The sequence below is a fragment of the Streptomyces sp. NPDC001568 genome (assembly GCF_042893755.1).
Taxonomy (GTDB): Bacteria; Actinomycetota; Actinomycetes; order Streptomycetales; family Streptomycetaceae; genus Streptomyces.
The window spans coordinates 221,589-248,223 of record NZ_JBIAVF010000004.1 but is presented as its reverse complement, the minus strand read 5'-3'; the positions used below and the strand labels follow the sequence as shown (position 1 = coordinate 248,223).

Genomic DNA, 26,635 nt, shown 5'->3' with positions numbered 1-26,635 from the left:
GAGGTGAAGGAGGGGCAGGGAAGAGGAGGGAAGGGCAAGGAGCGCGGATCGGACGGGGTCAGGCGCGGCGGTACACCGGCGGGCGCTTCTCGGCGAAGGCCCGGGCCCCTTCCTTCGCGTCGGCCGTGTCGAAGACCGGCCAGCCCCGGGTGAGTTCGGCCGCGAGGCCCTCCGTCTCCGTCAGCTCGGCGCTCTCGTAGACGGACGCCTTGACGGCCTCGACGGCGAGGGGCCCGCACGCGTTGATCCGTCCGGCGATCTCCAGGGCCGCCTCCAGGGCGGTCCCGTCGGGCACGACCCGTCCGATCAGACCGATCCGGGCCGCCTCCTCCGCCGGGTAGGGGCGGCCGGTCAGCAGCATCTCCAGGGCGTGGGTGCGCGGGATCTGCCGGGGCAGCCGCACCGTGGAGCCGCCGATCGGGAACAGGCCGCGCTTGACCTCGAAGAGTCCGAAGGTGGCCCCGGCGCCGGCCACCCGGATGTCGGTGCCCTGGAGGATCTCGGTGCCGCCCGCGACGCAGTACCCCTCGACGGCCGCGATCACCGGCTTGCGCGGCCGGTGGTGGCGCAGCATCGCCTTCCAGTGCAGGTCCGGGTCCGCCTTCAGCCGGTCGCGGTACCGGTCACCGTCCATGCCCTTGCCGGCGAGGGCCTTGAGGTCCATGCCGGCGCAGAAGTCTCCGCCCGCCCCGGTCAGCACCACCGAGCGGATCCCGTCGTCCGCGTCCGCCTCCAACCAGCCGTCGTACAGCCCCACCAACAGCGGAAGCGAGAGCGCGTTCTTCGCCTCCGGTCTGTTCATGGTGAGTACCAGTGTGGCTCCGTGGCGTTCCACGGTGAGGTGTTCCGTCCCACCCATTGCCGTCCTCCCGTCTCAAGACCTAGAACAGGTTGCAGTAGGGGCGGGTGCAGTTCAATAGTTTTCTGACACACAGTCAGTTTTCTTGGCCGACTCCCTTCCCACTTCCGTGCGGCGGCGCTGTAATGACCGCCGAAGCGGACCGGCACGGGCCCGGACACGGGCCCGGCACCAGATGTCACAGGGTCAGGAGGAACGGTGGAGTACAACCTTGCCGACCTGTTCGAGTCGGTCGTGGACGTGGTCCCGGACCGCGAGGCCCTCGTGTACGTGGATCACCCGGGTACCGGCGCGGAGCGCCGGCTCACCTACGCCGAACTGGACGCGGCGGCCAACCGCATGGCCCACCACCTGCTGGACAACGGACTGGAGGCCGGCGAGCACCTGGGCCTGCACATGTACAACGGCGTCGAGTACCTGCAGACCGTACTGGCCTGCCTGAAGGCCCGCCTGGTGCCGGTGAACGTCAACTACCGGTACGTGGAGGAGGAACTGGTCTACCTCTACAACGACGCCGACCTCGCCGCGCTGGTCTTCGAGGGCGAGTTCACGGAGCGGGTCGCCGCCGCCCTGCCGCAGACGCCGAAGCTGCGCCACCTGGTCCGGGTCGGGGAGGCGCCCGAGGGGGCCCCGCGGCCGACGATCGAGCCCGTCGCGTACCGGGACGCGGAGGCGGCCGGCTCCCCCGACCGCGGGTTCCCGGCGCGCAGCGCCGACGACCTGTTCATCATCTACACCGGCGGTACGACCGGGATGCCCAAGGGCGTCATGTGGCGGGCCGAGGACCTGTTCTTCGCGGGTCTCTTCGGCGGCGAGCCGACCGGGGAACCGGTGAAACGGCCGGAGGAACTGGCCGAGCGGGTCGCCTCCCGCGGCGCCGGCCTGACCTTCTTCCCCGCGCCCCCGCTGATGCACGGCACCTCGACGTTGACCTCGTTCATCGCCTTCAACTACGGGCAACGGGTGGTCATCCACCGCAAGTACGTCCCGGAGGAGGTCCTGCGCACCATCGAGAAGGAGAAGGTGTCGAGCGTGTCGCTGGTGGGCGACGCGATGCTGCGCCCGCTCATCGACGCCCTCAACGGACCCCTTGAGGGGACGGACCTGTCCTCGCTGTTCAGCGTCTCCTCCTCGGGGGCGATCATGTCGGAGACGGTGCGCGCCGAATTCCAGCGACTGGTGCCGAACGCGCTGCTCCTGAACAACTTCGGGTCCTCGGAGTCCGGCTCCAACGGCAAGGCGACCAGCGACTCCGGCCCCGAGCGGGGCTTCCGGCTGGAGGTCAACGACCGTACGCGAGTGGTGGATCCGGTGACGTACGAGCCGGTGGCGGTGGGCGTTCCGGGGCGTCTCGCGCAGCGCGGCCACGTCCCGCTGGGCTACTACAACGACCCGGCGAAGACCGCCGAGACCTTCTTCCGCAAGGGCGAGGAGCGGTGGGTGCTGCTCGGCGACATGGCGACGGTCGACGAGGCGGGCATCGTCACGGTCCTGGGTCGGGGTTCGCAGTGCATCAACACGGGCGGCGAGAAGGTGTACCCGGAGGAGGTCGAGCAGGCGCTGAAGTCGCATCCGGACGTGTACGACGCGCTGGTCGCGGGCGTCGCGGACCCGACCTGGGGCAGTCACGTCGCCGCGGTGGTGCAGGTACGGGCGGGGGCGGCGGAGCCGACGCTGGACGCGATCCAGAGCCACTGCCGGACCAGGCTGGCCGGCTACAAGATCCCGCGCCAGCTGGTCATCACCGACGCGATCCAGCGTTCGCCGAGCGGCAAGGCGGACTACCGCTGGGCGAAGACGGTGGCGACGGAGGCGGACGCCACGGGCTGAGGGGGTACGGCGGCGGCTGCCCGCGCGCCGCGGGGCCCGCGGGGCGGTGCCGCCCCGCGGGCCCCGCGGCGCGCGGGGGCTTGCCGGTTGGGCTGCGTCGGCTGCGACCACTTCCGCACCGACCCGTCGTACGTGCCGGAGCTGCGGACCTGCCCGGACACCCTGCCGAGGGACCGCGAGCCGATGACCCGGCTCGACCGCCGACCGCGTCGTCGCCATCTCCCACCGTCCCCGGGGGCGGTGCCCCGGACGATCAACCTCTGATGGACTCACCCCATGACGACACTGCTGCCCCGCGTCCTTCGATCACTTGAACGGTTCCACGCCTCCCACCCCTGGGACCACAACGCCCACTACCACCGGCGGATCCTGCGCCGGCTCCCGAGACGCTTCAACAGCGCCCTGGACATTGGCTCCGGCAGCGGTGACCTCGCCAGACTCCTGGCCTCACGGGCTGGAACGGTGCACGGCATCGACGTCGACCCCACCATCGTCGCTCGCGCGCGGGAACTCACCACCCCGGCAGCCGCGGTGACCTTCACCGTCGGAGACGCGCTGAACGACATCCCCGCAGGCCCCCACCACGTCATCACATGTGTCGCCACCATCCATCACCTGCCGTTCGGCGACGCCCTCGCCCGCTTCCGACAGCACCTGGCGCCCGGCGGAATCCTGGTCGTCGTCGGTCTCTACCGCCCACGGTCCCGGAGCGACTACCTGATCGACGCCTTCGCCATTCCGTCGAATGTCGCCATGGCATGGATCAAGAACAAGGGCCGCACGTCACCGCGACCGACCTCGATGACCGCCCCGACCCGACCCGCGACCATGACCTTCGCGGACATCGTGCGCGACGCTCGTGAGGCACTGCCCGGCGCACGGCTGCGTCGCTGCCTGTTCTGGCGCTACACGCTGGTCTGGCACCAGCGCTGAGGTCGGCGCGCCACGGTCCGGCCATGGAACCAGAACCAGCTGAAGCCCGATCCATCGAGCAGTTGCGCAGCCGCTCGTCGATCGCCGCCGGTCAGACTTGTGCGCGGAGTTCAGACTTGTGCGCGGAGTTCGGCCGCGACGCCGCGGGCCCAGCCGGCGAGTTCGGGGCGGCCCGCGCCCTGGCCCAGCGTTTCGGCCTGGGCGTCCACGAGCCGCTGCGGACCGGGGTCCTCCAGCAGGTGGGCCACCTCGGCCAGCAGCCCGGCCAGCCGGCGCGCTTCGGACGCGCTGAGCCGTACCGATACCGCGGGGTCGATGACGGACATGCCCGCCGCCTCCCTTCGCGCCTCCTCTACGGGGCACCTCTTTCGACCGTACGCCGACGCCGGAGCGGGCGCCGCTCAGGAGACGACCGCAACGATCACTCGTTCGAGTCATTGATTTACCCCGCCACGTCCGGCACTCTACCGAATGAACGTTCGGTTGGCTCTCGGTGAGGTGACGGCATGACGGCGTACGCGGATCTCCACGACGAAGGCGAGCGGCTGGGCGCCGACGAGCTGGCGGCGCTCCAGCTGAAGCGGTTGCGGGCCACCCTGCACCGCGCGTACGAACGGGTGCCCTTCTACCGGAAGGCCTTCGAGAAGGCGGGACTGCACCCCGACGACTGCCGCTCCCTGGCCGACCTGGCCCTCTTCCCGATGACCACCAAGGCGGACCTGCGCGGGCAGTACCCGTTCGGGATGTTCGCCGTCCCCCGCTCCGAGGTCCGCCGCATCCACGCCTCCAGCGGCACCACCGGCCGCCCCACCGTGGTCGGCTACACCGACGGGGACCTGTCCACCTGGGCCGATGTCGTCGCCCGGTCGCTGCGCGCGGCCGGCGCCCGGCCCGGCCAGATCGTCCACGTCGCCTACGGGTACGGCCTCTTCACCGGTGGCCTGGGCGCCCACTACGGCGCGGAGCGCCTCGGTTGCACGGTCGTCCCCGCCTCCGGCGGGATGACGGACCGCCAGGTCCGGCTCATCCAGGACTTCCGTCCGGAGGTGATCATGGTGACCCCCTCCTACATGCTCACACTGCTGGACGAGATGGAACGTCAGGGCATCGACCCGCGCTCCACCTCCTTGCGGACGGGCGTCTTCGGCGCCGAACCCTGGACGGAGGAAATGCGCCGCGAGATCGAGGAACGGCTCGGCATCGACGCGGTGGACATCTACGGCCTCTCGGAGGTGATGGGGCCGGGTGTGGCGCAGGAGTTCGCTTCCCACAAGGACGGCCTGCACATCTGGGAGGACCACTTCTACCCGGAGGTCGTGGACCCCCTCACCGGGGCGGTGCTGCCCGACGGCGAAACCGGCGAGCTGGTGTTCACCTCCCTCACCAAGGAGGCCATGCCGATCATCCGCTACCGCACCCGGGACCTGACGCGGCTGTTGCCCGGAACGGCCCGCCCGGCCTTCCGGCGGATGGAGAAGGTGACGGGCCGCAGCGACGACATGATCATCCTTCGGGGGGTGAACCTCTACCCGACCCAGATCGAGGAGATCCTGCTGCGCTCCCCCGCCCTCGCCCCGCACTTCCAGCTGCGGCTGACCCGCGAGGGCCGGATGGACGCCCTGACCGTACGGGTCGAGGCGCGCCGCGAGGCCGGGGCCGGGCAGCGCGAGGCGGCGGCAGCGGAGGTGGTCCGGGCCGTGAAGGACTCCGTCGGGGTCTCCGTCGCCGTGGAGGTGGTGGATCCGGAGACCCTGGAGCGCTCGGTCGGCAAGATCAAGCGACTGAAGGACCTCCGCGACGTGAGTCAGGGAGGGGAGGCCGCGCCACGCTGACGGGCATCCGAAACCACCCCTTCGGGCCCATTTCGAGGCCGCTCCCGGGAGCGGGCGGGCCGACCCGGGTAGTGCATGAGGCGTGACCTCGATCCTTCGGCGGCTCTACGACCGGCTCCAGGGCTCCCCCGCCGGGCTGGCCTGGAGCCGCGGCCGGGAGATCGAGCTGATGCACCGCGCCATGGGCTTCGCGGCGCTCGGGTTCCTGACCCTCGTGCCCTTGCTGGTGGTCGTATCGGCGGCGGCGCCCGGCAGCGGCTCGGGCTTCGGGCGCTGGCTCGGGCAGGCCCTCGGGGTGACCGCGTCCTCCCGCGCCCGCGTGGAGGCTCTGTTCGGGGCCGCCGACCTGGCCCTGGAGCGGACCACCGCCTTCGGTCTGGCCGCCCTCGCGGTGTTCGGCCTGACCTTCGGCTCCGCCGTGCAGACCGGATACGAGAAGGTCTGGGACGTGCCGACCGCCCGCTGGCACACCATGTGGCGCCACGTCGTGTGGCTGGCCCTGCTCGTCTGCTACCTCGCGCTGCTCGTCGGCATCCCGGCCCCCTCCGACGACGCCGTCGGCGCGGTCCTCGGCACCATCGGCGACGTGGTCGGCACCTGCCTGTTCTTCTGGACCTCGGGGCGGCTCCTGCTGGGCGGCCGGGTCCGCTGGCGGGCGCTGCTGCCGGGAGCGGTGGCCACCAGCCTCGGCCTGCTCGGCCTGCGGGTCTTCTCGCAGCTGGTGTTCTCCCCGCTGATCGCCTCCAACGCCGTGACGTACGGGCCGTTCGGGACGCTGCTCGTCGTCCAGTCCTGGCTGGTCGGCGTCGGCTTCGTCGTCTACGGCGGCGCCCTCGTGGGCCGCCTCGTCCACGAAGACCTCACCCTGCGTCGACTGCGGCGCAGCGGGGTCCTGGCCGCCGGTCACGGAACCCCGGATCCCGGTGGAACCGCTCACTGACCGCTTCGCCGGGCGACGGGAGGCACCGGAGCGGACGGCGACGTCGACACCGCGGCGTTCGGGGGCGGAGCGCCGCCGGTGGTGGTCTTTGTCGTGGAGCAGCCGGCGAGGGCCGTCACGGCGTCACGACGTCACGACGCGTCGGGAGGTCAGCCGGTCGACCGCGTGAGGCGTTCGCGGAGTTCGCGCTTGAGGATCTTGCCGCTGGCGTTGCGCGGCAGGGCCTCGGCGAACACCACCCGTTTCGGGGCCTTGAAGTGGGCCAGCCGCTCACGGGCGTGGGCCATCAGTTCGGCCTCGGTCACCTCCCCGCGCGGCACCACCACTGCCGTGACGGCCTCGATCCACTTCTCGTCGGGGAGTCCGATCACCGCCGCCTCCGCCACCCCCGGGTGGGTGTACAGGGCGTCCTCGACCTGCCGGGAGGCGACCAGTACGCCGCCCGAGTTGATGACGTCCTTCACCCGGTCGACGACGGTGAAGTACCCGTCGCCATCGCGTACGGCGAGGTCCCCGGAGCGGAACCAGCCGTCGCGGAAGGCCTCCTGGGAGGCAGCCGGGTCGTTCCAGTAGCCGAGGCACAGTTGCGGGGAGCGGTAGACCACCTCGCCCGCCGTGCCGTCCGGGACGTCCACGCCGTCCTCGTCGACGATCTTGGCCCGCACGTGGCGGACCGGCCGGCCGCACGACTCCATCCGTCCCTCGTGTTCCTCGGGCCGCAGCACCGTGGCGAGCGGGCCGATCTCGCTCTGCCCGAAGCAGTTGTAGAAGCCGAGGCCGGGCAGTCGGTCCCGCAGGCGTTCCAGTACGGGCACCGGCATGATCGACGCCCCGTAGTACGCCTTGCGCAGCGCGCCCAGTTCCCGCTCCGCGAACTGCGGGTGGTTGGCCAGTGCGATCCACACCGTCGGCGGCGCGAACAGGCTGTCCGCCCGGCCCGCTTCCACCAGGTCGAAGATCGCTTCCGCGGCGGGCGCGTCCAGCACGGTGTTGCGGGCGCCGACCGCCAGGTAGGGCAGCAGGAAGACGTGGGTCTGCGCCGAGTGGTAGAGCGGCAGCGAGTGGACGGGGCGGTCCTCCCCGTCCAGGTCCAGGGCGGCGATGGCGCTCTCGTACTCGTGCGCCAGGGCCCGGTGCGTCATCATCGCGCCCTTGGGCAGGGCCGTGGTTCCCGAGGTGTACAGCAGTTGGACGAGCCGGGACGGGTCCCGTACCGGCTCGAACGGCAGGGGCTCGCCGAGCGCATCGAGGAAGGAGTCCGGTCCGTCGCCCAGCGGCCGTACCGGCGTACCGGCGGGGATCCGGGCGGCCAGGTCCGGGTCGGCGAGGACCAGGGATGCGGTGCAGTTGTCGAGGATGTGCGCGAGGTCCTCGCCGGTGAGGTTCTGGTTGACCGGTACGTGGACCAGACCGGCCCGGGCGCAGGCGAGGAAGGCGATCAGGTAGGCGTCGCTGTTGTGGGCGAACGTCGCGACCCGGTCCCCGTCCACCAGCCCGTGGCGACCGCGCAGCACGGCGGCCCCGGTGGAGACGGCCGCGTCGAGTTCCGCGTACGTCCAGCTCCGCTCCCGGTAGCGGAGGGCGACGCGGTCGGGTACCCGCCGTGCGCTGTCCGCGAGGAGTCCGTCGACCGTGTTGTCCCGCACTGCCGTCATGGCGTGATCCTCACCCCGGTGCGCGCGTGCGGTCAACAGCGCCGCGCCGTCCGGGATACCGAACGGCATGTTGACAGACCGTCGGCCGACCTGCGTGAGTGTGGGGGCCCGGGGGCGCGGCCTGTACCGCGGGCAAGTGCGCCCACCCGCAGGCCATTTGGGGGTCAGATTTGAGCTCCGTCCCGCCGTCCGTCCCGCGCTCCGTTCCACCGGCGGTTCCGCCCTCGGTTCCGCGCTCCGTTCCGCGCGCCTCCACCGGTCGCCGCCGCCGTACCGGCCCGCTCCTGCGCCGCCTCGCCGTCACCGGGGCCGCGTTGCTCGCGGCGACGGCGGCGGCGCCGCAGGCGGGCGCCGCCACGACCGGTCCCGATCCCGGGTCCGCCCCCTCGGGCGGGGGCCTGTCCGCCGTCATCCGGTACACCGAGAACGGCATCCCGCACATCCTGGCGCGGGACTACGCGCACCTCGGGTTCGGTACCGGCTGGGCCCAGGCCGCCGACCAGGTCTGCGTGCTCGCCGACGGGTTCCTGACCGTCGCCGGGGAACGCTCGCGCTTCTTCGGCCCGGACGCGGCGCCCGACGGCTCGCTCTCCTCGGCCTCCAAGAACCTGTCCAGCGATCTGTACTTCAGGGGCGTACGGGAGGCCGGGACCGTCGAGAGGCTGCTGGCCACGCCCGCGCCGGCCGGTCCGGGCAAGGACGTGCGCGAGCTGATGCGGGGGTGGGCCGCCGGGTACAACGCCTGGCTGGCGCAGAACAGGATCACGGACCCGGCGTGCCGGGGCGCCGCCTGGGTGCGGCCCGTCACCGCCACCGACGTGGCCGCCCGGGGATTCGCCGTGTCGGTGCTGGGCGGCCAGGGTCGCGGGGTCGACGGGATCGTGTCGGCCCGGCCGCCCGCCCCGGCCGGTACGGGGCCGACGGCTCCCCCGGCGCCCGATCCGGGAGCGGCCGCCGAGGCGGCCCGCCAATTGTTCGACACCACCCGCTACGACATGGGGTCCAACGCGGTGGCCTTCGCCGGTGCGACCACGGCGAACGGCCGGGGCCTGCTCCTGGGCAACCCGCACTATCCGTGGCAGGGCGGGCGCAGGTTCTGGCAGTCCCAGCAGACCATTCCGGGCGAGTTGAACGTCTCGGGCGGCTCCCTGCTCGGCACGGCCGTGGTGAACATCGGCTTCAACGAGAAGGTCGCCTGGAGCCACACGGTGGCCACCGGCACTCCCCTGAACCTGCACCAGCTCGCCCTGGACCCGGCCGACCCGACGGTCTACCTCGTCGACGGCGAGCCGGAGCGGATGACGGAGCGCAAGGTCGGGGTGCCGGTGGCGGGCGGCGGGGCGCCGGTCGTCCGCAGCCAGTGGTGGACCCGCTACGGGCCGGTCGTCTCGGACCTCGGCCCGTCCCTGCCGCTGCCCTGGACGGCGACGACGGCCTACGCGTTGGCCGACCCCAACGCGGCGAACCTGCGCGGCTCCGACACCGCGCTGGCCATGGGCAAGGCCCGCTCGGTCGCCGGCGTCCAGGACGCCCTGAGGCGCACCCAGGGTCTGCCCTGGGTCAACACGGTCGCCGCCGACGCGGGCGGCGACACCCTGTTCACGCAGTCCCAGGTGCTGCCGAGGATCACCGACGAGCTCGCCGCGCGCTGTTCCACCCCGCTCGGCCGGGCCACGTACCCGGCCTCGGGGCTCGCGGTGCTGGACGGCTCGCGCGGTGACTGCGCGCCCGGCAGCGACCCGGACGCGGTGCAGCCCGGGGTGTTCGGGCCGGGCAGGGCGCCGACGCTGCGGGGAGCCCCGTACGCAGAGAACTCCAACGACAGCGCCTGGCTGGCCAACGCGGACCGCCCGCTGACCGGCTACGAGCGGGTCTGGGGCAACGTCGGCACGCAGCGTTCGCTGCGCACGCGCGGCGCCGTCGAGGACGTGTCGGCGATGGCCTCGCGGGGGCGGCTGACGGTCGGTGACCTGGAGCGGCAGCAGTACGCGAACCGGGTCCCGGCCGGTGACCTGGCGGCGGCCGACGCGGCGCGGGCCTGCGCGGCCCTGCCCGGCGGTACGGCGGCCGGCGGCGACGGGGTACCGGTGGACGTCTCGGCGGCCTGCGGGGTACTGGCGTCGTGGGACCGGACGGCCGACAGCACGAGCCGCGGCGCGCTGCTCTTCGACCGGTTCTGGCGGAAGCTGACCGCGGCGACGCCGGTCAAGGACCTGTGGCTGGTGCCGTTCTCGGCGGCCGACCCGGTCCGCACGCCCCGTACGCTCAACCGGGCGGCCCCCGGCATCGGCCGGGCCCTCGCGGACACGGTCACCGAACTGCGGGCGGCCGGGATCGCGCTGGACGCCCCGCTCGGCGAGCACCAGTTCGTGGTGCGCGGCGGGCAGAAGCTGCCGGTGGGCGGCGGTTCGGAAGCGCTCGGCGTCTGGAACAAGATCGAGGCGCCGTGGAACGCGGCGGCCGGCGGATATCCGGAGGTCGTCCACGGTTCCAGTCACCTGCAGGCGGTCGGCTGGGACGGGAGCCGCTGCCCGGTGGCGCGGACCCTGCTGACGTACGGCCAGTCGTCGAACCCGACCTCGCCCTTCCACGCCGACCAGACCCGGCTGTTCTCCCAGGAGCGCTGGGTGACCTCGCGGTTCTGCGAGCGGGACATCCTGAGCTCGCCGGAACTCAAGGTGGTGTGGCCGCGCGAGCGGCGCTGACCGCCGCCGCGGTGCGCCCCGGTGGGGCCGGTGTTCCCGGCCCCACCGGGGCGCGTGCGGAGCGGGTTGTCTAGGGGCTGACGGCCAGGAACAGGTAGGCGGCCAGCAGGACGAGGTGCACGCCGCCCTGGAGCAGGGTGGCGCGGCCCGGCACGATCGTGAGGGCGCTGACGACCACGGTGAGGGCGAGGAGCACCATGTGGATGGGGCCGAGGCCGAGCATCAGCGGTCCGGAGAGCCAGATCGAGGCGAGGGCGATGGCCGGGATGGTCAGGCCGATGCTGGCGATGGCCGAGCCGTAGGCGAGGTTGAGACTGGTCTGGACCCGGTCGCGGCGGGCGGCGCGGACGGCCGCCAGGGTCTCGGGCGCCAGTACGAGCAGGGCGATGATCACACCGACGACGGCGTTGGGCAGGCCCGCGTCGGCGACGCCCTTCTCAATGGTCGGGGAGACGGCCTTGGCGTCGCCGACGACGGCGATGAGCGCGACGAGCAGCAGCCCGAGGCTGACCAGGGCGGCCCGGGAGGTGGGCGGATCGGCGTGCTCGTCCTCCTCACCGGCGGCGGCCGCGGCGGCGGCGCGGGCGGCCTCCTTGCGGATGCGGTGGGTGTCGACGGGCAGGAAGTAGTCCCGGTGACGGACCGTCTGGACCGCGATGAACAGCCCGTAGAGGGCGAGCGAGGCGACGGCCGCGAAGGTCAGCTGGGCGGTGGAGAACTCGGGGCCGGGCTTGCTGGTGGTGAAGGTCGGTAGGACGAGGCTGAGGGTGGCCAGGGTCGCGACGGTCGCCAGGGCGGCCCCGGATCCCTCGGCGTGGAACACGGCGACCCGGTTGCGCAGGGCTCCCACGAGCAGGGACAGGCCGACGATGCCGTTGCAGGTGATCATGACGGCGGCGAAGACGGTGTCCCGGGCGAGGGAGGAGGTCTTGGGGCCGCCGTCGGCCATCAGGGTGACGATGAGCGCCACTTCGATGACGGTGACGGCGACGGCGAGGACGAGGGAGCCGAAGGGTTCGCCGACGCGGTGGGCGACGACCTCGGCGTGGTGGACGGCCGCCAGGACCGCGCCCGCCAGGCAGAGGGAGACCAGGAGCACCGCGAGTCCGGGCAGGTCACGTCCCCAGCTGAAGACGAGCGCGACCAGCGCCACCACGGGGACCACGACGGTCCAGTCGGTCAGGGGGGATCTGTGGGTTGCCGTACTCATATGTGCCAAGTTGCCAGAACTGTTCCTCCGGTGCGGTGCGCGGCGCGGATCAAGGGCCCCCACGTGGCACTTCTCACGAAATGTTTGGGCGTGGCGGGCGGTGCGGGACGCCCGGGGGTTCCGCGCGGGCGCCCCTCCGGTCCATGATCGGCGGATGGAAAGCGTGCGGAGGAGAGCGGGGCTGTTCACCGGCGCCGAGGACGATCCCAGGTTCACCACCCCGGCGACGGGGGCGGAACGGCTCGTGCTGGCCGGCGTCCTCGCCGCGCAGCGGGCGACGCTGGAACTGAAGTGCGCCGGGGTGGCGGAGCTGTCCCGGCGTTCCGTGGAGCCGTCGACGCTGTCGCTGCTCGGTCTGGTGCGCCACCTCGCCGATGTGGAACGCCGCTGGTTCCGGCGGGTGCTGGCCGATCGGGACGCGCCGCCCCGCTTCTCCTCGCCGGCGGATCCCGACGGGGACTTCGAGGGCGCGCGGGAGGGGGCCGACGCGGTGGAGGAGGCGTGGGCGGCCTGGCGCGAGGAGGTGGCCTTCGCCGACCGGTTCACCGAGGAGGCAGCCGACCTGGACGTCGAGGGGTACGACGGGTGGCGGGGGACGGTGTCGCTGCGCTGGGTGTTGATCCACATGGTGGAGGAGTACGCCCGGCACAACGGCCACGCCGATCTGCTGCGGGAGCGGATCGACGGGGCCGTCGGCGTCTGAGCCGGCCGGGAGGCGCCGGCGCCGAAGTGCCTGCCGGGGCCGGTGCCCCCGCCCGGTCCGTCACAGCGCCCGGTCGCGGCCCTCCCAGTAGGGGTCGCGCAGTCGGCGCTTGTACAGCTTGCCGTTGGGGTCGCGGGGCATCGTCTCGATGAAGTCGACCGACTTGGGGCGCTTGTAGCCGGCCAGCCGCCGTTCGCAGTGGTGCAGGATCTCGGCGGCCAGCGCGTCACCCGCCTCGAACCCCTCTGCGGGCTCGATGACCGCCTTGACCTCCTCCCCCCAGGCGTCGTGCGGGATGCCGAAGGCGGCGGCGTCCGCGACGGCCGGGTGGGTGAGGAGGGCGGACTCGATCTCGGCGGGGTAGATGTTCACGCCCCCCGAGATGATCATGTCGATCTTGCGGTCGCGGAGGAAGAGGTAGCCCTCCGCGTCGAGCACGCCGAGGTCGCCGACGGTGAAGAAGTCCCCGATGCGGTTCTTCTTCGTCTTGCCCTCGTCCTTGTGGTAGCTGAAGCCACCGGTGTTCATCTTGATGTAGACGGTGCCCAGTTCGCCGGGCGGCAGCCGGTTGCCGTCGTCGTCGAAGACGGCGAGTTCGCTGATCGGCCAGGCCTTGCCGACGGTTCCCGGTCGCTTGAGCCAGTCCTCGGCCGTCGCGAAGGCGCCGCCGCCCTCGCTCGCCGCGTAGTACTCCTCCACGCAGTGGCCCCACCACTCGATCATCGCCCGCTTCACGTGGTCGGGGCAGGGCGCGGCGCCGTGGATGGCGTGCCGCATCGAGGAGACGTCGTAGGCGTCCTTGGTCTCCTGCGGGAGGGCGAGCAGGCGGTGGAACTGGGTGGGGACCATGTGGGTGTGCGTGCAGGCGTGCGCGTCGATCAGGCGCAGCATCTCCCGCGGCGTCCACTTGTCCATCAGGACGAGCGGGTGCCCGATGTGCAGCGACGCGCCCGCGAACTGGAGCACGGCGGTGTGGTAGAGCGGCGAGCAGACGAGGTGGACGTTGTCGCCGAAGGGGCGGATCCCGAAGATCCCGAGGAACCCGCCGAGGTACGTCTCCTCCGGAAGCTTGCCGGGCAGCGGCCGGCGGATGCCTCGGGGGCGGCCGGTGGTGCCGGAGGTGTAGTTCATCACCCAGCCGAGGGTGCGGGCGTCCGGCGCCGAGGCGGGCCGTCCGTCGAGGAGTTCGGCGTACGGGCGGAAGCCGGGGACGGAGCCCACGCCGAAGCGGCGCTCCGCGGGCAGTGCGGCCTCGTCGGCGGCGGCGCCGGCCGCGTCCGCGAACCGCTCGTGGGCGACGAGGACCTTCGCGCCGGAGTCGGAGACGATCCAGGCGATCTCGGGTCCGACGAGGTGGTGGTTGACCGGGACGAGGTAGAAACCCGCCTGGGAGGCGGCGAGGTAGGCGGTGAGGAACTCGACGCCGTTGGGCAGGACGACGGCGAAGGCGTCGCCCCGCTCCAGCCCGGCGGCGCGCAACCCGTGGACGAGGCGGTTGACGTCGGCGTGCAGCCGGCCGGCGCTCCACTCCTCGCCGTCGGGGGCGACGAGGACGGTGCGGTCGGGATCGGCGGCGGCCTGGGCCCAGAAGCCGTTCGGGGGCTGGCCCTGCTGCTGGTCGGTCATGCTGCTGCTCGCTCCTCTGCTCGCTCCGGTGACCCCCGGCCCTGTCCCGGGCGCCGGGGAAGGCGGTGACGGCCCGGGCGGAAGGCGGTGACGGCCCGGGCGCCGGACGCTCAGGTGCGGCCGGCGATCCGGTTCATGCGGGTGATGGCGCGTTCGAAGCCGGTGGTGAGCTCGTCGAAGACGGCCCGCACGCCGCGTTCGCTGTTCATCCGACCGACGATCTGGCCGACGGGGGTGCCGAGCAGCGGCCGGACCTCGTGCTTCTGGATCCGGGAGACGGCCTCGGCGACCAGCAGGCCCTGGAGCGGCATGGGGAGCGCCCCGGGGCCGTCGGGGTCGTCCCAGGCGTCGGTCCACTCGGTGCGCAGTTGGCGGGCCGGCTTGCCGGTGAGGGCGCGGGAGCGGACGGTGTCGCCGGAGCCGGCGGCGAGGAGCTTCTCGGTGAGGGCGCGGGAGTGCAGGTCGGCCTCGGTGGTGGTGAGCCAGAGGGAACCCAGCCAGGCGCCCTGGGCTCCGAGGGCGAGTCCGGCGGCGATCTGTTCGCCGCTGCCGATGCCGCCGGCGGCGAGTACCGGGAGCGGGGCGACGGCCTCGACGATCTCGGGGACCAGGACCATGGTGGCGATGTCGCCGGTGTGGCCGCCGGCCTCGTAGCCCTGGGCGACGACGATGTCGATGCCCGCCTCGGCGTGCCGGCGGGCGTGCTTGGCGCTGCCGGCGAGGGCCGCGACGAGGACGTCGTGGTCGTGGGCGCGCGCGATGACGTCGGCGGGCGGGGACCCGAGGGCGTTCGCCAGGAGTTTGATGGGGTAGTCGAAGGCGACGTCGAGCTGGTTGCGGGCGACCTGCTCCATCCAGCCGGTGATCCGCCAGCCGGAGGCCTCGCCCTCGGCCAGTTCGGGTACGTGGTGCTTGGCGAGGGTGTCGCGGACGAACTCGCGGTGCGCCGCCGGGATCATCGCCTCGATGTCGGCCTCGGAGATGCCGTCGACCGCCTTCTTGGCGGGCATGACGACGTCGAGGCCGTAGGGCTTGCCGTCGGTGTGCGCCTGCATCCAGTCGAGGTCGCGCTTGAGCTCGTCGGGCGCGGTGTAGCGCACCGCGCCGAGCACGCCCAGGCCGCCCGCGCGGGTGATGGCCGCGGCGACCGCGGGGAAGGGCGTGAAGCCGAAGATGGCGTGCTCGATGCCCAGTTTCTTGCTCAGCTCCGTCTCCATGGGCGTGAGGATGCCGCAGGGCGGCGGTCGAGGGAAGGGGTTTTCTGATGCAGTGTCAGATTCTTTGCGGGCCGGTCGGTGCGGAGGGTGCCGGGTGGGCGGGCAGATACCCAGTAGCGTGCGCGGGCAGGAACAGGAGGGCCGGACATGGGCGGTACGGCGACGAGTGACGGGGTGCCTCGTGGCACGGTTCCACGGGCCACGGATCACGACGACGGCACGGGCCGGGTACCGCCCCCCGCGGGGCCCCCGACTGCCGCCGGGACACGACCCCTTGGGGCGCGGGGAACGTACGCGCCCGGGCCGCCGACCGACGCCGGCCCGGGTGACGGCGGCGGCGGTGGTGTCGGTGGTGACGGCGTCGGTGTCGGTGGTGACGGCGGCGGCGGCGGCCTGAGCCGGCGGCGGCTCGGGGCGCGGCTGCTGGCGCTCGGCGGGGTCCTCGTCCTGCACGCCGCACTGCCCGGCCAGGGCGCCGGGGCCGCGGGGAACCCGGCCGAGCGGCGGGCCCTGCAAGGGCTCCGGCTGCGGTACGGGTCGGCCCGGCAGGCCGGGCTGCTGGAGAAGCACCTGGAGGGCGTCGCGGACGAGGCCCGGCGCTTCCTCGGCCCCTCCCCCGAACGCCCCTACTACGCAGGGGCGGTGGTCCTCGCCGGGCGGGGCCGGACGATCGCGCTGCACCGGGCGATGGGCGACGCGGTGCGGTACGCGGACTACGACGGACGGACCGACCGGCCCCGGGAGTTCCCGGCAGCCGAACGGATCGCGATGGCCGAGGACACCGTCTTCGACCTGGCCTCCCTGAGCAAGCTGTTCACCTCCATCCTGGCCGTGCAGCAGATGGAGCGCGGACGCCTGGACCTGGAGGCGACCGTGGACCGCTACCTGCCGGAGTTCACCGGCGGCGGCAAGGAGTTGGTCACCGTCCGACAGCTCCTCACGCACACCTCGGGGTTGCGCTCGTGGGCGCCGTTCTACCAGGAACCCACCCGTGAGGGGAGGTTGAGGCTGCTGTGGTCGGTGCGTCCGCAGGAGACGCCGGGGACGGTGTACCGGTACTCGGACCTCAACCTCATCGCGCTCCAACTGCTGCTGGAACGGATCACCGCTCGCACTTTGGACGTCCTGCTCCACGACGAGATCACCGCTCCGCTCGGGATGCACCGCACGCGCTACAACCCCCCGCTGTCCTGGCGCCGGGTCACCGCCGCGACCGAGGTGCAGCGCCCTCCCTGGTCCGGGCTCGACCGGGGGTTGGTGTGGGGCGAGGTGCACGACGAGAACGCCCACGCCCTCGGCGGCGTCGCCGGCCACGCCGGGGTGTTCGGCACCGCCTGGGACCTGGCCGTCCTCGCCCGCGCCCTGCTCGACGGCGGGGTCTACGCGGGCAAGCGGATCCTGCGCCCCGCCTCCGTCGAACTGCTCTTCACCGACTACAACACCGCGTTCCCCGGCGACGACCACGGCCTGGGCTTCGAGCTCTACCAGCACTGGTACATGGGCGCGATGGCCACACCGCACTCCGCCGGACACACCGGCTTCACCGGCACCTCCCTGGTGCTCGACCCCTCCACCGACTCCTTCCTGATCCTGCTCGGCAACTCCGTGCACCCCGTACGGACGTGGCGGGCGGGCAGCGCGCCCCGGGTCGCCGTCGGCAACCGCTTCGCCCGGGCCGTGCCGGTCCGTACGAAGCACGGCGGCCCCGCCTGGTACTCGGGCATGGAGACCGGCGGCTCGGGCACCCTGACGCTGCCACCGCTGACCCCGACCACCGGGACCGCCCGACTGCGCTGCGCCGTGTGGTGGGACACCGTTCCCGGCGCCGGTGCGTTCCACCTGGAGGTCTGCGTCGACGGGGAGACCTGGGAACCCCTGCCCTTCACCACCGTACGGACCACGGGCGGTACGTCCGAGCAGTGGCCCACGGGTTCCGCGGGCGGCTGGTCGGGCCGCATGTGGCACCGGCTGGAGGCGCCCCTGCCCGCCGGGCCGGGCCGTGAGGTCCGGCTCCGGTTCCGCCATTCGGCGACCGGACGCTACGTCGGGCGGGGGGTGTACGTGGACGTCCTCCGCGTGGCGGAACCGGGCCGCCTGCTGTTCGCCGAGGACCGCCCGGCCGACGCGACCCGCCTCGAAGCCGTCGGGTGGACCCGGTCGGCGGACTAAGGCATCGTTTCTTTTGGCGTGGTTGTTCGTTGAACGGTGCATGGCGGATCTGGTTGAGCGGTTGGTGCCGGACGAGTTGTGGGTGTTGTTCCGGCGGGTGGTGCCGCCGACGGAGGTGATACGTCCGCAGGGTGGGGGCCGACGGCGTGCCGGTGACCGCGAGGCCCTGGCCGGGATCGTCTTCGTGGCGACCTCGGGCTGCACCTGGCGCCAGCTCCCACCGGTGTTCGGTCCGAGCTGGCAGACGGTCTACCGGCGCTTCGCTCAGTGGAGCCGGGCCCGTGTCTGGGCCCGGCTCCACCGCGTCATCCTTGATGAACTCGGTGCCCGCGGACAGCTGGACTGGTCGCGGTGCGCGATCGATTCCGTCAGCCTGCGGGCCGCAAAGGGGGGCCACTGACGGGACCGAATCCGACCGACCGCGGCAAGTTGGGATCGAAGATCCACCTGATCACCGACAGGAACGGACTGCCGCTGTCCCTGGACTCTCCGGCGCGAACATGCACGACAGCCAGGGCCTGGAGACTCTCGTGCTCGGCATCCCACCGATCCGGTCCCGCCGCGGCCCCCGGCGCCGACGGCCGGCGAAGCTGCACGCCGACAAGGGCTACGACTACGGCCACCTGCGCCGATGGCTCCGCCGGCGTGGAATCCGTCACCGCATCGCCCGCAAGGGCATCGAGTCCTCACACCGGCTGGGCCGACATCGCCGGGTCGTCGAGCGAACCGGGTCCTGGCTGGCCGGCTGCCGAAGGCTCCACCGCCGCTACGAGCGCAAGGCTGAGCATTTCCTCGCCTTCGTCGGCATAGCCGCAGCCTCACCGGCTTCCGCCGACTCACCAAGTCACACGACATCTTGGTCGAGCAGCATGCCCCGAAGTACGACCAGCCGCCGGAGACCATCGAGGACTACTGGGCGCAGCAGCTTCAGGAGCAGGCGTCAGAGGCTTGACCAGACGAGGAAGGACAGAAGCCCGTGGACGCGATGCCCTTCGCCGGCCGAGCGGGACGTCGACGCTACTTCTTGCACTTGGTCTTGAAGCCGTCCAGCAGAGCCTTGCCAGCATCGGAGTTGTCACGCACGTACGCGCTACCGCTGATGCTGATCGAGGTTTCGCTGGTTGCGACGGACTCGCTGCCGGTCCGCTCGTTGCGGGTGTCGTCTCCGACGACCGTCCAGATGATCTGGGACTGATCCTTGTTGAACTCGCCGGTGCTGGTCACGCCCGGCTTCTGGTAGACACCATCACAGTCGTACTCATGATGCGAGACACTGTTGCCCTTGACGACCAGCTGGCCGAGGTGGGACGTGCCGTTGATGTCCTTGACGTAGTAGGTACCGTCGAGCTTGCTGGCGCTGTCGCTGCTTCCGCTGCAGGCGGTGAGTATGAGTGAGCCCGCGGCCAGGGCCGCGATGGACGCGGCGACCTTGACCCGCGTCCTACGTGCGGTCCTGGTGATGCTCATGATGTTCTCCCTTGGTTCGTTATAGATGTCGTGTGAGACAGAAGGCCAGTCAAAATATCCTATGGATAGGTGACTTCGGTTGACCGGTACCGCCTGTCAGGCGCCTTCTCGGAGGTTGTCGAGCCGATGCTCAGTCAGCGCTAGCGCTACCTCGAACTGACCAAGACGTCGTGTGACTTGGTGAGTCGGCGGAAGCCGGTGAGGGCTGCGGCTATGCCGACGAAGGCGAGGAAATGCTCAGCCTTGCGCTCGTAGCGGCGGTGGAGCCTTCGGCAGCCGGCCAGCCAGGACCCGGTTCGCTCGACGACCCGGCGATGTCGGCCCAGCCGGTGTGAGGACTCGATGCCCTTGCGGGCGATGCGGTGACGGATTCCACGCCGGCGGAGCCATCGGCGCAGGTGGCCGTAGTCGTAGCCCTTGTCGGCGTGCAGCTTCGCCGGCCGTCGGCGCCGGGGGCCGCGGCGGGACCGGATCGGTGGGATGCCGAGCACGAGAGGCTCCAGGCCCTGACTGTCGTGCATGTTCGCGCCGGAGAGTCCAGGGACAGCGGCAGTCCGTTCCTGTCGGTGATCAGGTGGATCTTCGATCCCAACTTGCCGCGGTCGGTCGGATTCGGTCCCGTCAGTGGCCCCCCTTTGCGGCCCGCAGGCTGACGGAATCGATCGCGCACCGCGACCAGTCCAGCTGTCCGCGGGCACCGAGTTCATCAAGGATGACGCGGTGGAGCCGGGCCCAGACACGGGCCCGACTCCACTGAGCGAAGCGCCGGTAGACCGTCTGCCAGCTCGGACCGAACACCGGTGGGAGCTGGCGCCAGGTGCAGCCCGAGGTCGCCACGAAGACGATCCCGGCCAGGGCCTCGCGGTCACCGGCACGCCGTCGGCCCCCACCCTGCGGACGTATTACTTCCGTCGGCGGCACCACCCGCCGGAACAACACCCACAACTCGTCCGGCACCAACCGCTCAACCAGATCCGCCATGCACCGTTCAACGAACGACCACGCCAAAAGAAACGATGTCTAAGAGGTCGCGCGGATAGGGGCCGGCTCATGGTCGGCGTTGTGGCCGGCTGTCCCAGCGGTAGGTGGTCCGGGTTCGGTGGATCAGGCTACGCACGATGATGATCGTGTCGGCGCCGGCGTCGAGGTGCACAGTGATCTCGTTTGGCAGCGACCCAAGGTCCGTCAGAAGATCGAGGGTTGGGGCCGGCAGTGGGGAGTCGTGGCACTTGACTCCGGCCAAGACGCGGCCGAGCGGGATACCGTAACCGTCGGTCATGCGCGAGCGTTTCAGGCCCTGCTTGCCCCGGTCCACCGGGGAGCGTCCGGCTGCCTCGCCCCCGCCGGGGGCCTTGGTGATGGAGCCGTCGACGGCGATCTGGTCCAGGATGAGGCCGACCATGCGATCGTAGGCGTCGAGTGAGATGTGCTTCAGACGGGCGAAGATGCCCAGGCGTATCCATTCGTTCCGACGGTTGCGGATGGTCGTGGCTGAGCAGGTCGCGTCCGCGATCGCCTCGTACGAACAGCCGAACCGCAGGATCTGCAGCAGCTTGTCGAAGACGATCCGGTCGCCGATCCGGCGTGGGTGGCAGCCCAGCGGATGGGCCGGATCGAACTCCGGGCGCCCTGGCAGCAGAGCCGCGAATCGGTCCCATAGCGGCTCGGTCAGCCATGGCGGCAGTGCAGGCACAGGTCTCCCCAGTGATCAAAGAGCGTCGCAACTCCGTGATCACGGAGTCCGTGCCTGCTCATCTGCCGCCCCACCCCTTCACTGCACGTCGCGCACCGCGAGTAGTTCGACCACTGCCCCGGATGACTCCAGCAACGGTGCAGCGGTAGAACGCCGGGGATCCGCTCGGAAGGCAGCGAGAACCTCGCCGTTGGGAAAGGTCACAAGGTGGGCCTCGACCCGATCGTCCAGCGTGCGCGGTCGGCGCTGAGGACGCCCTCCACACTCGGCAAGGAGTGGCAGGATGGCGCTTCCATAGCGTCGAAGTCGCCCAAGCCCCCTTCGGGTAGGCGCGCGAGCATCAAGTACGTGACGGCCGTGGCCCCCTCACAGCGGTCTGGATGATGATCTTCCGAGCCAAGCTAACCCGGCGCCGGCGCGGTCCGGCGGCGGTAGTGGGCAATCGCTAGAGCCATGGTGATGGGACCCCATACGGCGATGGGGGCGACGCACAACGTCGCAAGCGTCTCCCAGGCATCGTTGGTGTATTCGACAGTGTCGATGATGCCGTAGGGGGTGAGCTCACGACCGTTGCCGATCGGGATAGTGGTGAACAGAAGGGTGAGAATCAATCCGCCGAGGACAGCGGGGACGGTGGCCGCCATCGGTCGGATGCGCCTGCCGCCGATGATCGGGATCCAGGCGGGTGCCACTTCTCCCCAGCCTCGGACCAGCCCGATGGTCAAGATCGCGATCGCTTCCGATAACACGCTGAGCCCGAGAACATACGGGACGCTCACCCAATAGGCCGGCATGCCGGCCTCCTGAACCTGCCCCATGTCGAAGTGCAGAGCGAAGGGCAGCCGCCACAGGCACGACGGCAGCAGAAGCAGCGGAAGCGCATGGGCCAGGCGCATAGCCCAGCGGGGAACGGGCCGCTCGGTGTCACTGACGGGCGGGGGCGTGTGAAGGATCTCCAGCTTCATGGCTTCATCCTCGTGAAGCAGGCACAACCAGGGATCATCCCCGGGGGCCGAACTGCTCCCCCCGCGCGAATGAGGCTGTACTGAGCGGCGTCCCCCGCAGGGGTGACGCTCGCCGTGTCGACCTCAAGGTGCTTGGTGAGCAGATACACGGGTGCCTGCCAGCGCGGTCCTGGATCATCGCTGGTCGGCCCGCAACCAGCTTTGGCCCCGGCTCGGGCAGCAACGGTTCGATGACCGGCCACAGTTCGACCGGGACGGTCCACCAGCTGGAGCGCACGCCCGCGAAGCCGTCCTGACTGTCGCCTATTTGTGCGACCTCCAAGGCCCGCCTGAAAACCGATCTCGTGGCAGGTCGAGGCGAGTTGACGGAGGTGTCCTCCGGCTCCGCGAACCAGCCCGTGATCATTCGTCAGACACTGCCTGGTGACCCGAGTCGGCCTGGGGCTCCCGGGGCGGCGCGGCGGCGTCGTCGAGGAGGTCCAGGTAGGGGCTGAGGCGGGTCGCCGCGGCGAGCATGGCGCGGCCCCGGGCCGTGAGTCGGCGGCGCAGGTCGGCGAGTGCGTCGGACAGCGCTTCGGCGCCGCCGGCGCCCCTGACCTGCTGGACCACGGCGGCGATGTGGTCCAGCGGGTAGCCTCCGCGCCGCAGCAGGTGGGTGAGTTCGGCGTCGCGGACGTCGTCGGCGCGGTAGGCGCGGTACCCGGTGGCGGGGTCCCGGGTCGGGGTGAGGATGCCGAGGACCTCCCAGGTGCGCAGCGTCGCCGGGGTGACGCCGAGCCGGTGCGCGAGCTCGCCGACGGTGCGGGGGCCGGGGCCCGTCGCGGGGTCGCCCGGGGCAGCGCCCGGGTCGGCGGTCAGGTGGTCCACCGCCCGTTTCACCGCGTCGAGGGTGTCGCGGTCGCGCAGCAGGCTGCCGTGGCCGCGGTCGATGAGGGCCAGCGCCGCGTCGGGGCCGTCGGGGCCGCCGTGGTGGAGCGCGTTCATGATCCGGCCCGCGTCCCGGTGTCCGTAGGCGGGAACGAGCGCGAGGTAGGCGCGCAGCGCTGCCGCGTGGCGCGCGGTGTAGATCCGGTAGCCGCTGGGCGTGCGCGCGGCCGGTGGGAGGAACCCGTCCCGCTCGTAGTTGCGGACGGCCTGGGTCGAGATGCCGTGCTCGCGCGCGAGGTCGGCCGGTCTCATGCGGGTTCCCCCTGTTTTAAGGTTGTGGACCCGGATCGGCGCATTTTCCCGGTACTCGCCGGCCGAAAGTCTCCACCGGACTTTCAAGGATACGCTTGTGGCACATGACTCAGGACATCCGAGACTTCGTGACCCCGTCGTGTGAGCTGCTGGCGCTGGGCGAACCCACCCACCGGGCGACGGTCTTCGCGCGGGCCCGCAACGCGCTCTTCGCCCGGCTGGTGGGCCTCGGCTTCCGGTCGATCGCCCTGGAGACCGACCGGGTGACCGCGTTCGCCGTCGACGACTTCGTCCGGGACGGCGTGGGAACCCTCGACGCGGTGATGGCCGAGGGCTTCACCCACGGCTTCGGCGCACTGGAGGCGAACAGGCGACTGGTCGCCTGGATGCGCGCGTACAACGAGGGCCGGCCCGCGCGGGAGCGGCTGGCCTTCCACGGCTTCGACATCCCGACGGAGATGACCGGCGCACCGAGCCCCCGCCCCCATCTCGTGCGGGTACGCGACTACTTGAGGCCCGGCCTCGATCGGCAAGCCCTCGATCCGAACGGTCTCGATCCGGACGCCCTCGACCTGGACCGCCTCGCCGGCCCCGACGAACGGTGGAGCGACCCGAAGGCGGCCACGGACCCGGCCGCGCCGATCGGGTCGAGCCCGGAGGCGGACGGACTCCGGGCGATCGCCGACGACCTGCTCCTCGCGCTGCACGCCCGCGCACCGGAGCTGATCGCCGCCACCTCGCGCGCCGCCTGGTTCCGGGCCGAGGCGCACCTCACCACCGGAGTCGGCCTGCTGCGCTACCACAGGACGTCGGCGCTGCCCGGCAAGGGGCACGCCCGGTTCACGCGCCAACTGGCCGCCCGGGACGCGCTCATGGCGCAGAACCTGCTCGCCATCCGCACCATCGAGGCGGGACGGGGACCGACCCTGGTCTTCTCCCACAACCTCCACCTGCAGCGGAACCCGAGCCGCTGGCACCTGCCCGACGGGGACCTCGTGTGGTCGGGGGCCGGCGCGATCGTGGGCTCCCTGCTGGGTGAGCGGTACGCCTACGTCGCCGGCAGCCTCGGCCTCAGCGAGGAACTCGGCCTGCCCGAGCCCGAACCGGACACGTACGAGGGCCTCCTGCAGCGCCGGGTCGACGCCTGGGGCCTGACCCCGGCCCGCGATCTCGGCGCCGCGCGCACCCGGGCCGACATCCGCCCGGAACAGGGCTATTCCCCGCTCGATCGGGCGACCGCGGACGCGTCGGACGCTGTCCTGCACATCGGCGCCGACACGCCCCGGCTCACCTTTCCGACCCCGTAGCGGGAGGTCTCCGCCCGGGGCGGGGGCCTCAGTCGTTGATCAGGCAGAAGGGGTGTCCGGCCGGGTCGGCGTAGACGCGCCAACCCTCCGCGTCGCGGCTGGCGTCGAGGAGGGTGGCGCCGAGGGCGAGCACCTGCTCCTCGGCGCGGTCGATGTCGGTGACGGCGAGGTCCAGGTGGATCTGTTGGGGGCGGGAGGGGTCGGGCCAGGCGGGCGGCTGGTGGTCGAGGGCCTGCTGGAAGGCGAGGACGGCCCCGGTCGGGGTGTGGAGGGTGGCCCACCGCTCGTCCACCGTCCACCGCGGGTCGGGCCGGTTGACGGCGCCGCCCAGCAACGCCGCGTAGAACTCGGCGAGTCGCAGCGGATCGGGACAGTCGAGGACCACGCACTGCAGTTCAGCGATCATGGCGGAATCCTAGACGGCCGGCCGGTGGCCCGGCCCGCTCACGGCGCCAGGACCGCGTCGAGCATCCGCCGTACGGTGGCGGTGAGTTCGGCCGGATCCGGGGCGGGACGGGAGCGGGCCAGGGAGCCGGCGAGACGGTCGTAGAGCAGGCCGTCCGTCCAGGCCGCCAGCAGTTCGGCGGACTCCTGCGGCCGGGCCGCGCCCAGGGCCGTGAGGACGCCGGCCGCGCGGGCCCGTGCGCGCAGACCGGCCCGGTGGAGTTCGGGTTCGAGTTCCGGGTTCCGGGCGGCTTCCAGGCTGAGTTCGAAGCGCGCCAGTTGGCGTGCGCGGCCTTCGGTGAGCCAGCGGTGGAGCAGGGCGCCGAGGATCCGTGCGACCCCGTCCCGGTCGAGCGGGCCGGCCTGGGCGTCGCCGTCGCGCCCTTCGAGGTCTTCGAGGTCCAGCTCGACCAGGCGCCCGTAGCAGGCGCCGATGAGCGCCGTTCGCGTACGGAAGTAGTACGAGGTGCTGCCCGCCGGGAGCCGCGCGGCCCCGTCGACGGCGCGGTGCGTGAGGCTCCGCAACCCTCCGGCGGCCACCAGGCCGATCGCGGTGTCCGCGATGAGGGTCCTGCGGTCGGGGGCGGGCGGCCGGGCGTCGGGGGTGGACATGTCGTCACTCTACAGCTGTAGAGTGACGGTGCGCCCTCTACGGATGTAGAGGTTCGGAGATCTGCGAGTGGTCCCGCGAGCAACAGGAGGCCGTGCCATGCCCGAACGCCGACGCCGGGCCGTCATCGCAGGTGGCGGGATCGGCGGACTCACCGCCGCCCTCGCCCTGCACCGAAGGGGCTGGCACGTCACCGTCTGCGAACGGGCCGACGGGCCGTCCGCCGTCGGCGCGGGCATCGTCCTCGCCCCCAACGCCCTGCGCGCCTTCGACGCCATCGGCTTCGACGCCACCCGGGACGGCGGCGGGGCCGTGCCGGCCGCGATGGGGCTGCGCCGGCCGTCGGGCGCCTGGCTCAGCCGCGCCGACACCGCGACCATGACCGTCCGCTACGGCGGTCCGCCGCTCGCGGTGCACCGCGGCGACCTCGCCGCCGCCCTGACCGCGGTCCTGCCCGCGGACGCCCTGCGGTACGGGGCCGCCGTCACCGAGGTCACCGGTGCCGACGGGGACCGGCCGGTGGTCCGTACCTCCCGGGGGGAGTTCGCCGCGGACGTGGTGATCGCCGCCGACGGCATCCACAGCCCGCTGCGCCGGCGGTACTTCCCCGGCCATCGCGGCCTGCGCTACAGCGGGGAGACCGCGTGGCGCACCGTGCTCCCGTCGGGCGGCGCCGTCACCGAGGCCGCCGAGACCTGGGGGCGCGGCCGACGCTTCGGGGCGGTCCCCCTCGCCGACGGTCGGACCTACCTCTACGCCACCGCCGTCGTCCCGGCCGGGTATCGGCCCGGGGACGTGCGTACCGAGCTGCTGCGCCACCACGGCACGTGGCACGACCCGATCCCCGCCCTGCTGGAGCGCGTCGACCCCGCGGCCGTGCTCCAGCACGACCTGTACGACCTGGCCGGTCCGCTCCCCCGCCTGCACCACGGCCGGGTCGCCTGGATCGGCGACGCCGCGCACGCCATGACCCCCAACCTGGGCCAGGGCGGCTGCCAGGCCGTCGAGGACGCCGTCGTCCTGGCCCACCTGCTGGACGCGCTGCCCGCGCCGGCGGCGCTCGCCGCGTACACCCGGGCCCGGCTCGCCCGCACCGACGCCCTCCGCGTCCGCTCCCGTCGCGCCGGCCGGATCGCGGCCCTCACGCACCCCGTGGCCGTCGCCGCCCGCGACCTCGCCCTCCGGGCGACACCCGCCCGTGCGGCGCGGCGGGCCCTGGACGACCTCTTCGACGGATTCACCCTTCCGGGCGGCCCGGCGCCGCACCCGGCATAACCGGCGCACCCGGGGG

21 protein-coding genes and 2 pseudogenes are annotated in these 26,635 nt (G+C 72.2%); 10 read left to right on the top strand and 13 right to left on the bottom strand.

Features of this window, described 5'->3' with window-relative positions; translation table 11 throughout:
• Positions 1-58: 58 nt before the first annotated feature.
• Positions 59-859, bottom strand: a complete 801-nt coding sequence (locus ACFY0I_RS09255) for a crotonase/enoyl-CoA hydratase family protein (protein ID WP_388892397.1) — start codon at positions 857-859, stop codon at positions 59-61.
• A 198-nt stretch (positions 860-1,057) separates the two neighbouring features.
• Here ACFY0I_RS09255 and ACFY0I_RS09250 point away from each other — a divergent pair, with 198 nt between their 5' ends.
• Together ACFY0I_RS09250 and ACFY0I_RS09245 are read left to right on the top strand one after the other, a co-directional pair.
• Positions 1,058-2,689 carry an acyl-CoA synthetase gene (locus ACFY0I_RS09250; RefSeq protein ID WP_388892395.1) on the top strand — a complete coding sequence of 544 codons (1,632 nt, stop codon included), beginning with the start codon at positions 1,058-1,060 and terminating at the stop codon, positions 2,687-2,689.
• Between the two features lie 276 nt (positions 2,690-2,965).
• Positions 2,966-3,622, top strand: a complete 657-nt coding sequence (locus ACFY0I_RS09245) for a class I SAM-dependent methyltransferase (RefSeq protein ID WP_388892394.1) — start codon at positions 2,966-2,968, stop codon at positions 3,620-3,622.
• Between the two features lie 110 nt (positions 3,623-3,732).
• On the opposite strand, the gene ACFY0I_RS09240 is transcribed toward ACFY0I_RS09245, so the two are convergent.
• Positions 3,733-3,948 carry a hypothetical protein gene (locus ACFY0I_RS09240; protein WP_388892392.1) on the bottom strand — a complete coding sequence of 72 codons (216 nt, stop codon included), beginning with the start codon at positions 3,946-3,948 and terminating at the stop codon, positions 3,733-3,735.
• A 180-nt stretch (positions 3,949-4,128) separates the two neighbouring features.
• Between ACFY0I_RS09240 and paaK the strand changes: the two genes are divergently transcribed.
• Both paaK and ACFY0I_RS09230 read left to right on the top strand, forming a co-directional pair.
• Entirely contained in the window at positions 4,129-5,454 is a 1,326-nt protein-coding gene (gene paaK, locus ACFY0I_RS09235; protein WP_388892390.1) for a phenylacetate--CoA ligase PaaK, read from the top strand.
• 82 nt (positions 5,455-5,536) lie between these two features.
• A complete protein-coding gene (locus ACFY0I_RS09230) occupies positions 5,537-6,394 on the top strand; it encodes a YhjD/YihY/BrkB family envelope integrity protein (protein ID WP_388892388.1) in 858 nt (285 codons plus the stop codon).
• Positions 6,395-6,543: 149 nt separating this feature from the next.
• On the opposite strand, the gene ACFY0I_RS09225 is transcribed toward ACFY0I_RS09230, so the two are convergent.
• The gene (locus ACFY0I_RS09225; RefSeq protein WP_388892386.1) at positions 6,544-8,049 is read right to left on the bottom strand and encodes a fatty acyl-CoA synthetase; all 1,506 of its coding nucleotides are present in this window, start codon (positions 8,047-8,049) and stop codon (positions 6,544-6,546) included.
• 284 nt (positions 8,050-8,333) lie between these two features.
• Here ACFY0I_RS09225 and ACFY0I_RS09220 point away from each other — a divergent pair, with 284 nt between their 5' ends.
• A complete protein-coding gene (locus ACFY0I_RS09220) occupies positions 8,334-10,754 on the top strand; it encodes a penicillin acylase family protein (RefSeq protein ID WP_388892800.1) in 2,421 nt (806 codons plus the stop codon).
• Positions 10,755-10,824: 70 nt separating this feature from the next.
• Here the strand turns inward: ACFY0I_RS09220 and ACFY0I_RS09215 are convergent, their stop codons facing one another.
• On the bottom strand, positions 10,825-11,964 hold the full coding sequence (locus ACFY0I_RS09215) for a calcium:proton antiporter (RefSeq protein WP_388892384.1): 1,140 nt from the start codon (positions 11,962-11,964) through the stop codon (positions 10,825-10,827).
• Between the two features lie 154 nt (positions 11,965-12,118).
• On the opposite strand from ACFY0I_RS09215, the gene ACFY0I_RS09210 reads away from it, so the two are divergent.
• A complete protein-coding gene (locus ACFY0I_RS09210; protein ID WP_388892382.1) occupies positions 12,119-12,667 on the top strand; it encodes a DinB family protein in 549 nt (182 codons plus the stop codon).
• Positions 12,668-12,727: 60 nt separating this feature from the next.
• Here the strand turns inward: ACFY0I_RS09210 and ACFY0I_RS09205 are convergent, their stop codons facing one another.
• Together ACFY0I_RS09205 and ACFY0I_RS09200 are read right to left on the bottom strand one after the other, a co-directional pair.
• Entirely contained in the window at positions 12,728-14,293 is a 1,566-nt protein-coding gene (locus tag ACFY0I_RS09205) for an acyl-CoA synthetase (RefSeq protein WP_388892380.1), read from the bottom strand.
• A gap of 110 nt (positions 14,294-14,403) precedes the next feature.
• Entirely contained in the window at positions 14,404-15,510 is a 1,107-nt protein-coding gene (locus tag ACFY0I_RS09200; RefSeq protein WP_388892378.1) for a nitronate monooxygenase, read from the bottom strand.
• 147 nt (positions 15,511-15,657) lie between these two features.
• Here ACFY0I_RS09200 and ACFY0I_RS09195 point away from each other — a divergent pair, with 147 nt between their 5' ends.
• Together ACFY0I_RS09195 and ACFY0I_RS09190 are read left to right on the top strand one after the other, a co-directional pair.
• Positions 15,658-17,679, top strand: a complete 2,022-nt coding sequence (locus tag ACFY0I_RS09195; RefSeq protein ID WP_388892376.1) for a serine hydrolase — start codon at positions 15,658-15,660, stop codon at positions 17,677-17,679.
• Between the two features lie 40 nt (positions 17,680-17,719).
• Positions 17,720-18,497, top strand: a pseudogene (locus ACFY0I_RS09190) (IS5 family transposase); the annotation flags it as partial.
• 199 nt (positions 18,498-18,696) lie between these two features.
• On the opposite strand, the gene ACFY0I_RS09185 reads toward ACFY0I_RS09190, so the two are convergent.
• From ACFY0I_RS09185 to ACFY0I_RS09165, 5 genes and pseudogenes are all read right to left on the bottom strand, one after another.
• Positions 18,697-19,146 carry a hypothetical protein gene (locus ACFY0I_RS09185; protein WP_388892374.1) on the bottom strand — a complete coding sequence of 150 codons (450 nt, stop codon included), beginning with the start codon at positions 19,144-19,146 and terminating at the stop codon, positions 18,697-18,699.
• 146 nt (positions 19,147-19,292) lie between these two features.
• Positions 19,293-20,127, bottom strand: a pseudogene (locus ACFY0I_RS09180) (IS5 family transposase).
• A 67-nt stretch (positions 20,128-20,194) separates the two neighbouring features.
• Entirely contained in the window at positions 20,195-20,839 is a 645-nt protein-coding gene (locus tag ACFY0I_RS09175) for a transposase (protein WP_388892372.1), read from the bottom strand.
• A 401-nt stretch (positions 20,840-21,240) separates the two neighbouring features.
• A complete protein-coding gene (locus ACFY0I_RS09170; protein WP_388892370.1) occupies positions 21,241-21,804 on the bottom strand; it encodes a hypothetical protein in 564 nt (187 codons plus the stop codon).
• Between the two features lie 402 nt (positions 21,805-22,206).
• The gene (locus tag ACFY0I_RS09165) at positions 22,207-22,983 is read right to left on the bottom strand and encodes a TioE family transcriptional regulator (RefSeq protein WP_388892368.1); all 777 of its coding nucleotides are present in this window, start codon (positions 22,981-22,983) and stop codon (positions 22,207-22,209) included.
• Positions 22,984-23,087: 104 nt separating this feature from the next.
• Between ACFY0I_RS09165 and ACFY0I_RS09160 the strand changes: the two genes are divergently transcribed.
• Positions 23,088-24,290, top strand: a complete 1,203-nt coding sequence (locus ACFY0I_RS09160; RefSeq protein ID WP_388892366.1) for an erythromycin esterase family protein — start codon at positions 23,088-23,090, stop codon at positions 24,288-24,290.
• A gap of 28 nt (positions 24,291-24,318) precedes the next feature.
• On the opposite strand, the gene ACFY0I_RS09155 is transcribed toward ACFY0I_RS09160, so the two are convergent.
• Together ACFY0I_RS09155 and ACFY0I_RS09150 are read right to left on the bottom strand one after the other, a co-directional pair.
• Complete coding sequence (locus ACFY0I_RS09155; protein ID WP_388892364.1) at positions 24,319-24,696, bottom strand: VOC family protein; 378 nt, start codon at positions 24,694-24,696, stop codon at positions 24,319-24,321.
• A gap of 38 nt (positions 24,697-24,734) precedes the next feature.
• Positions 24,735-25,346, bottom strand: coding sequence for a TetR/AcrR family transcriptional regulator (locus ACFY0I_RS09150; RefSeq protein WP_388892362.1), 612 nt, complete (start codon positions 25,344-25,346; stop codon positions 24,735-24,737).
• A 97-nt stretch (positions 25,347-25,443) separates the two neighbouring features.
• On the opposite strand from ACFY0I_RS09150, the gene ACFY0I_RS09145 reads away from it, so the two are divergent.
• Complete coding sequence (locus ACFY0I_RS09145; RefSeq protein WP_388892360.1) at positions 25,444-26,619, top strand: FAD-dependent monooxygenase; 1,176 nt, start codon at positions 25,444-25,446, stop codon at positions 26,617-26,619.
• The last annotated feature ends 16 nt before the right edge of the window (positions 26,620-26,635 follow it).

Bases quoted from the DNA above. Each gene is read 5' to 3' on its own strand.
- ACFY0I_RS09255 (WP_388892397.1), bottom strand. From the start codon at position 859: ATGGGTGGGACGGAACACCTCACCGTGGAACGCCACGGAGCCACACTG.
- ACFY0I_RS09245 (WP_388892394.1), top strand. From the start codon at position 2,966: ATGACGACACTGCTGCCCCGCGTCCTTCGATCACTTGAACGGTTCCAC.
- ACFY0I_RS09240 (WP_388892392.1), bottom strand. From the start codon at position 3,948: ATGTCCGTCATCGACCCCGCGGTATCGGTACGGCTCAGCGCGTCCGAA.
- paaK (WP_388892390.1), top strand. From the start codon at position 4,129: ATGACGGCGTACGCGGATCTCCACGACGAAGGCGAGCGGCTGGGCGCC.
- ACFY0I_RS09225 (WP_388892386.1), bottom strand. From the start codon at position 8,049: ATGACGGCAGTGCGGGACAACACGGTCGACGGACTCCTCGCGGACAGC.
- ACFY0I_RS09215 (WP_388892384.1), bottom strand. From the start codon at position 11,964: ATGAGTACGGCAACCCACAGATCCCCCCTGACCGACTGGACCGTCGTG.
- ACFY0I_RS09210 (WP_388892382.1), top strand. From the start codon at position 12,119: ATGGAAAGCGTGCGGAGGAGAGCGGGGCTGTTCACCGGCGCCGAGGAC.
- ACFY0I_RS09205 (WP_388892380.1), bottom strand. From the start codon at position 14,293: ATGACCGACCAGCAGCAGGGCCAGCCCCCGAACGGCTTCTGGGCCCAG.
- ACFY0I_RS09200 (WP_388892378.1), bottom strand. From the start codon at position 15,510: ATGGAGACGGAGCTGAGCAAGAAACTGGGCATCGAGCACGCCATCTTC.
- ACFY0I_RS09195 (WP_388892376.1), top strand. From the start codon at position 15,658: ATGGGCGGTACGGCGACGAGTGACGGGGTGCCTCGTGGCACGGTTCCA.
- ACFY0I_RS09185 (WP_388892374.1), bottom strand. From the start codon at position 19,146: ATGAGCATCACCAGGACCGCACGTAGGACGCGGGTCAAGGTCGCCGCG.
- ACFY0I_RS09170 (WP_388892370.1), bottom strand. From the start codon at position 21,804: ATGAAGCTGGAGATCCTTCACACGCCCCCGCCCGTCAGTGACACCGAG.
- ACFY0I_RS09165 (WP_388892368.1), bottom strand. From the start codon at position 22,983: ATGAGACCGGCCGACCTCGCGCGCGAGCACGGCATCTCGACCCAGGCC.
- ACFY0I_RS09160 (WP_388892366.1), top strand. From the start codon at position 23,088: ATGACTCAGGACATCCGAGACTTCGTGACCCCGTCGTGTGAGCTGCTG.
- ACFY0I_RS09155 (WP_388892364.1), bottom strand. From the start codon at position 24,696: ATGATCGCTGAACTGCAGTGCGTGGTCCTCGACTGTCCCGATCCGCTG.
- ACFY0I_RS09150 (WP_388892362.1), bottom strand. From the start codon at position 25,346: ATGTCCACCCCCGACGCCCGGCCGCCCGCCCCCGACCGCAGGACCCTC.
- ACFY0I_RS09145 (WP_388892360.1), top strand. From the start codon at position 25,444: ATGCCCGAACGCCGACGCCGGGCCGTCATCGCAGGTGGCGGGATCGGC.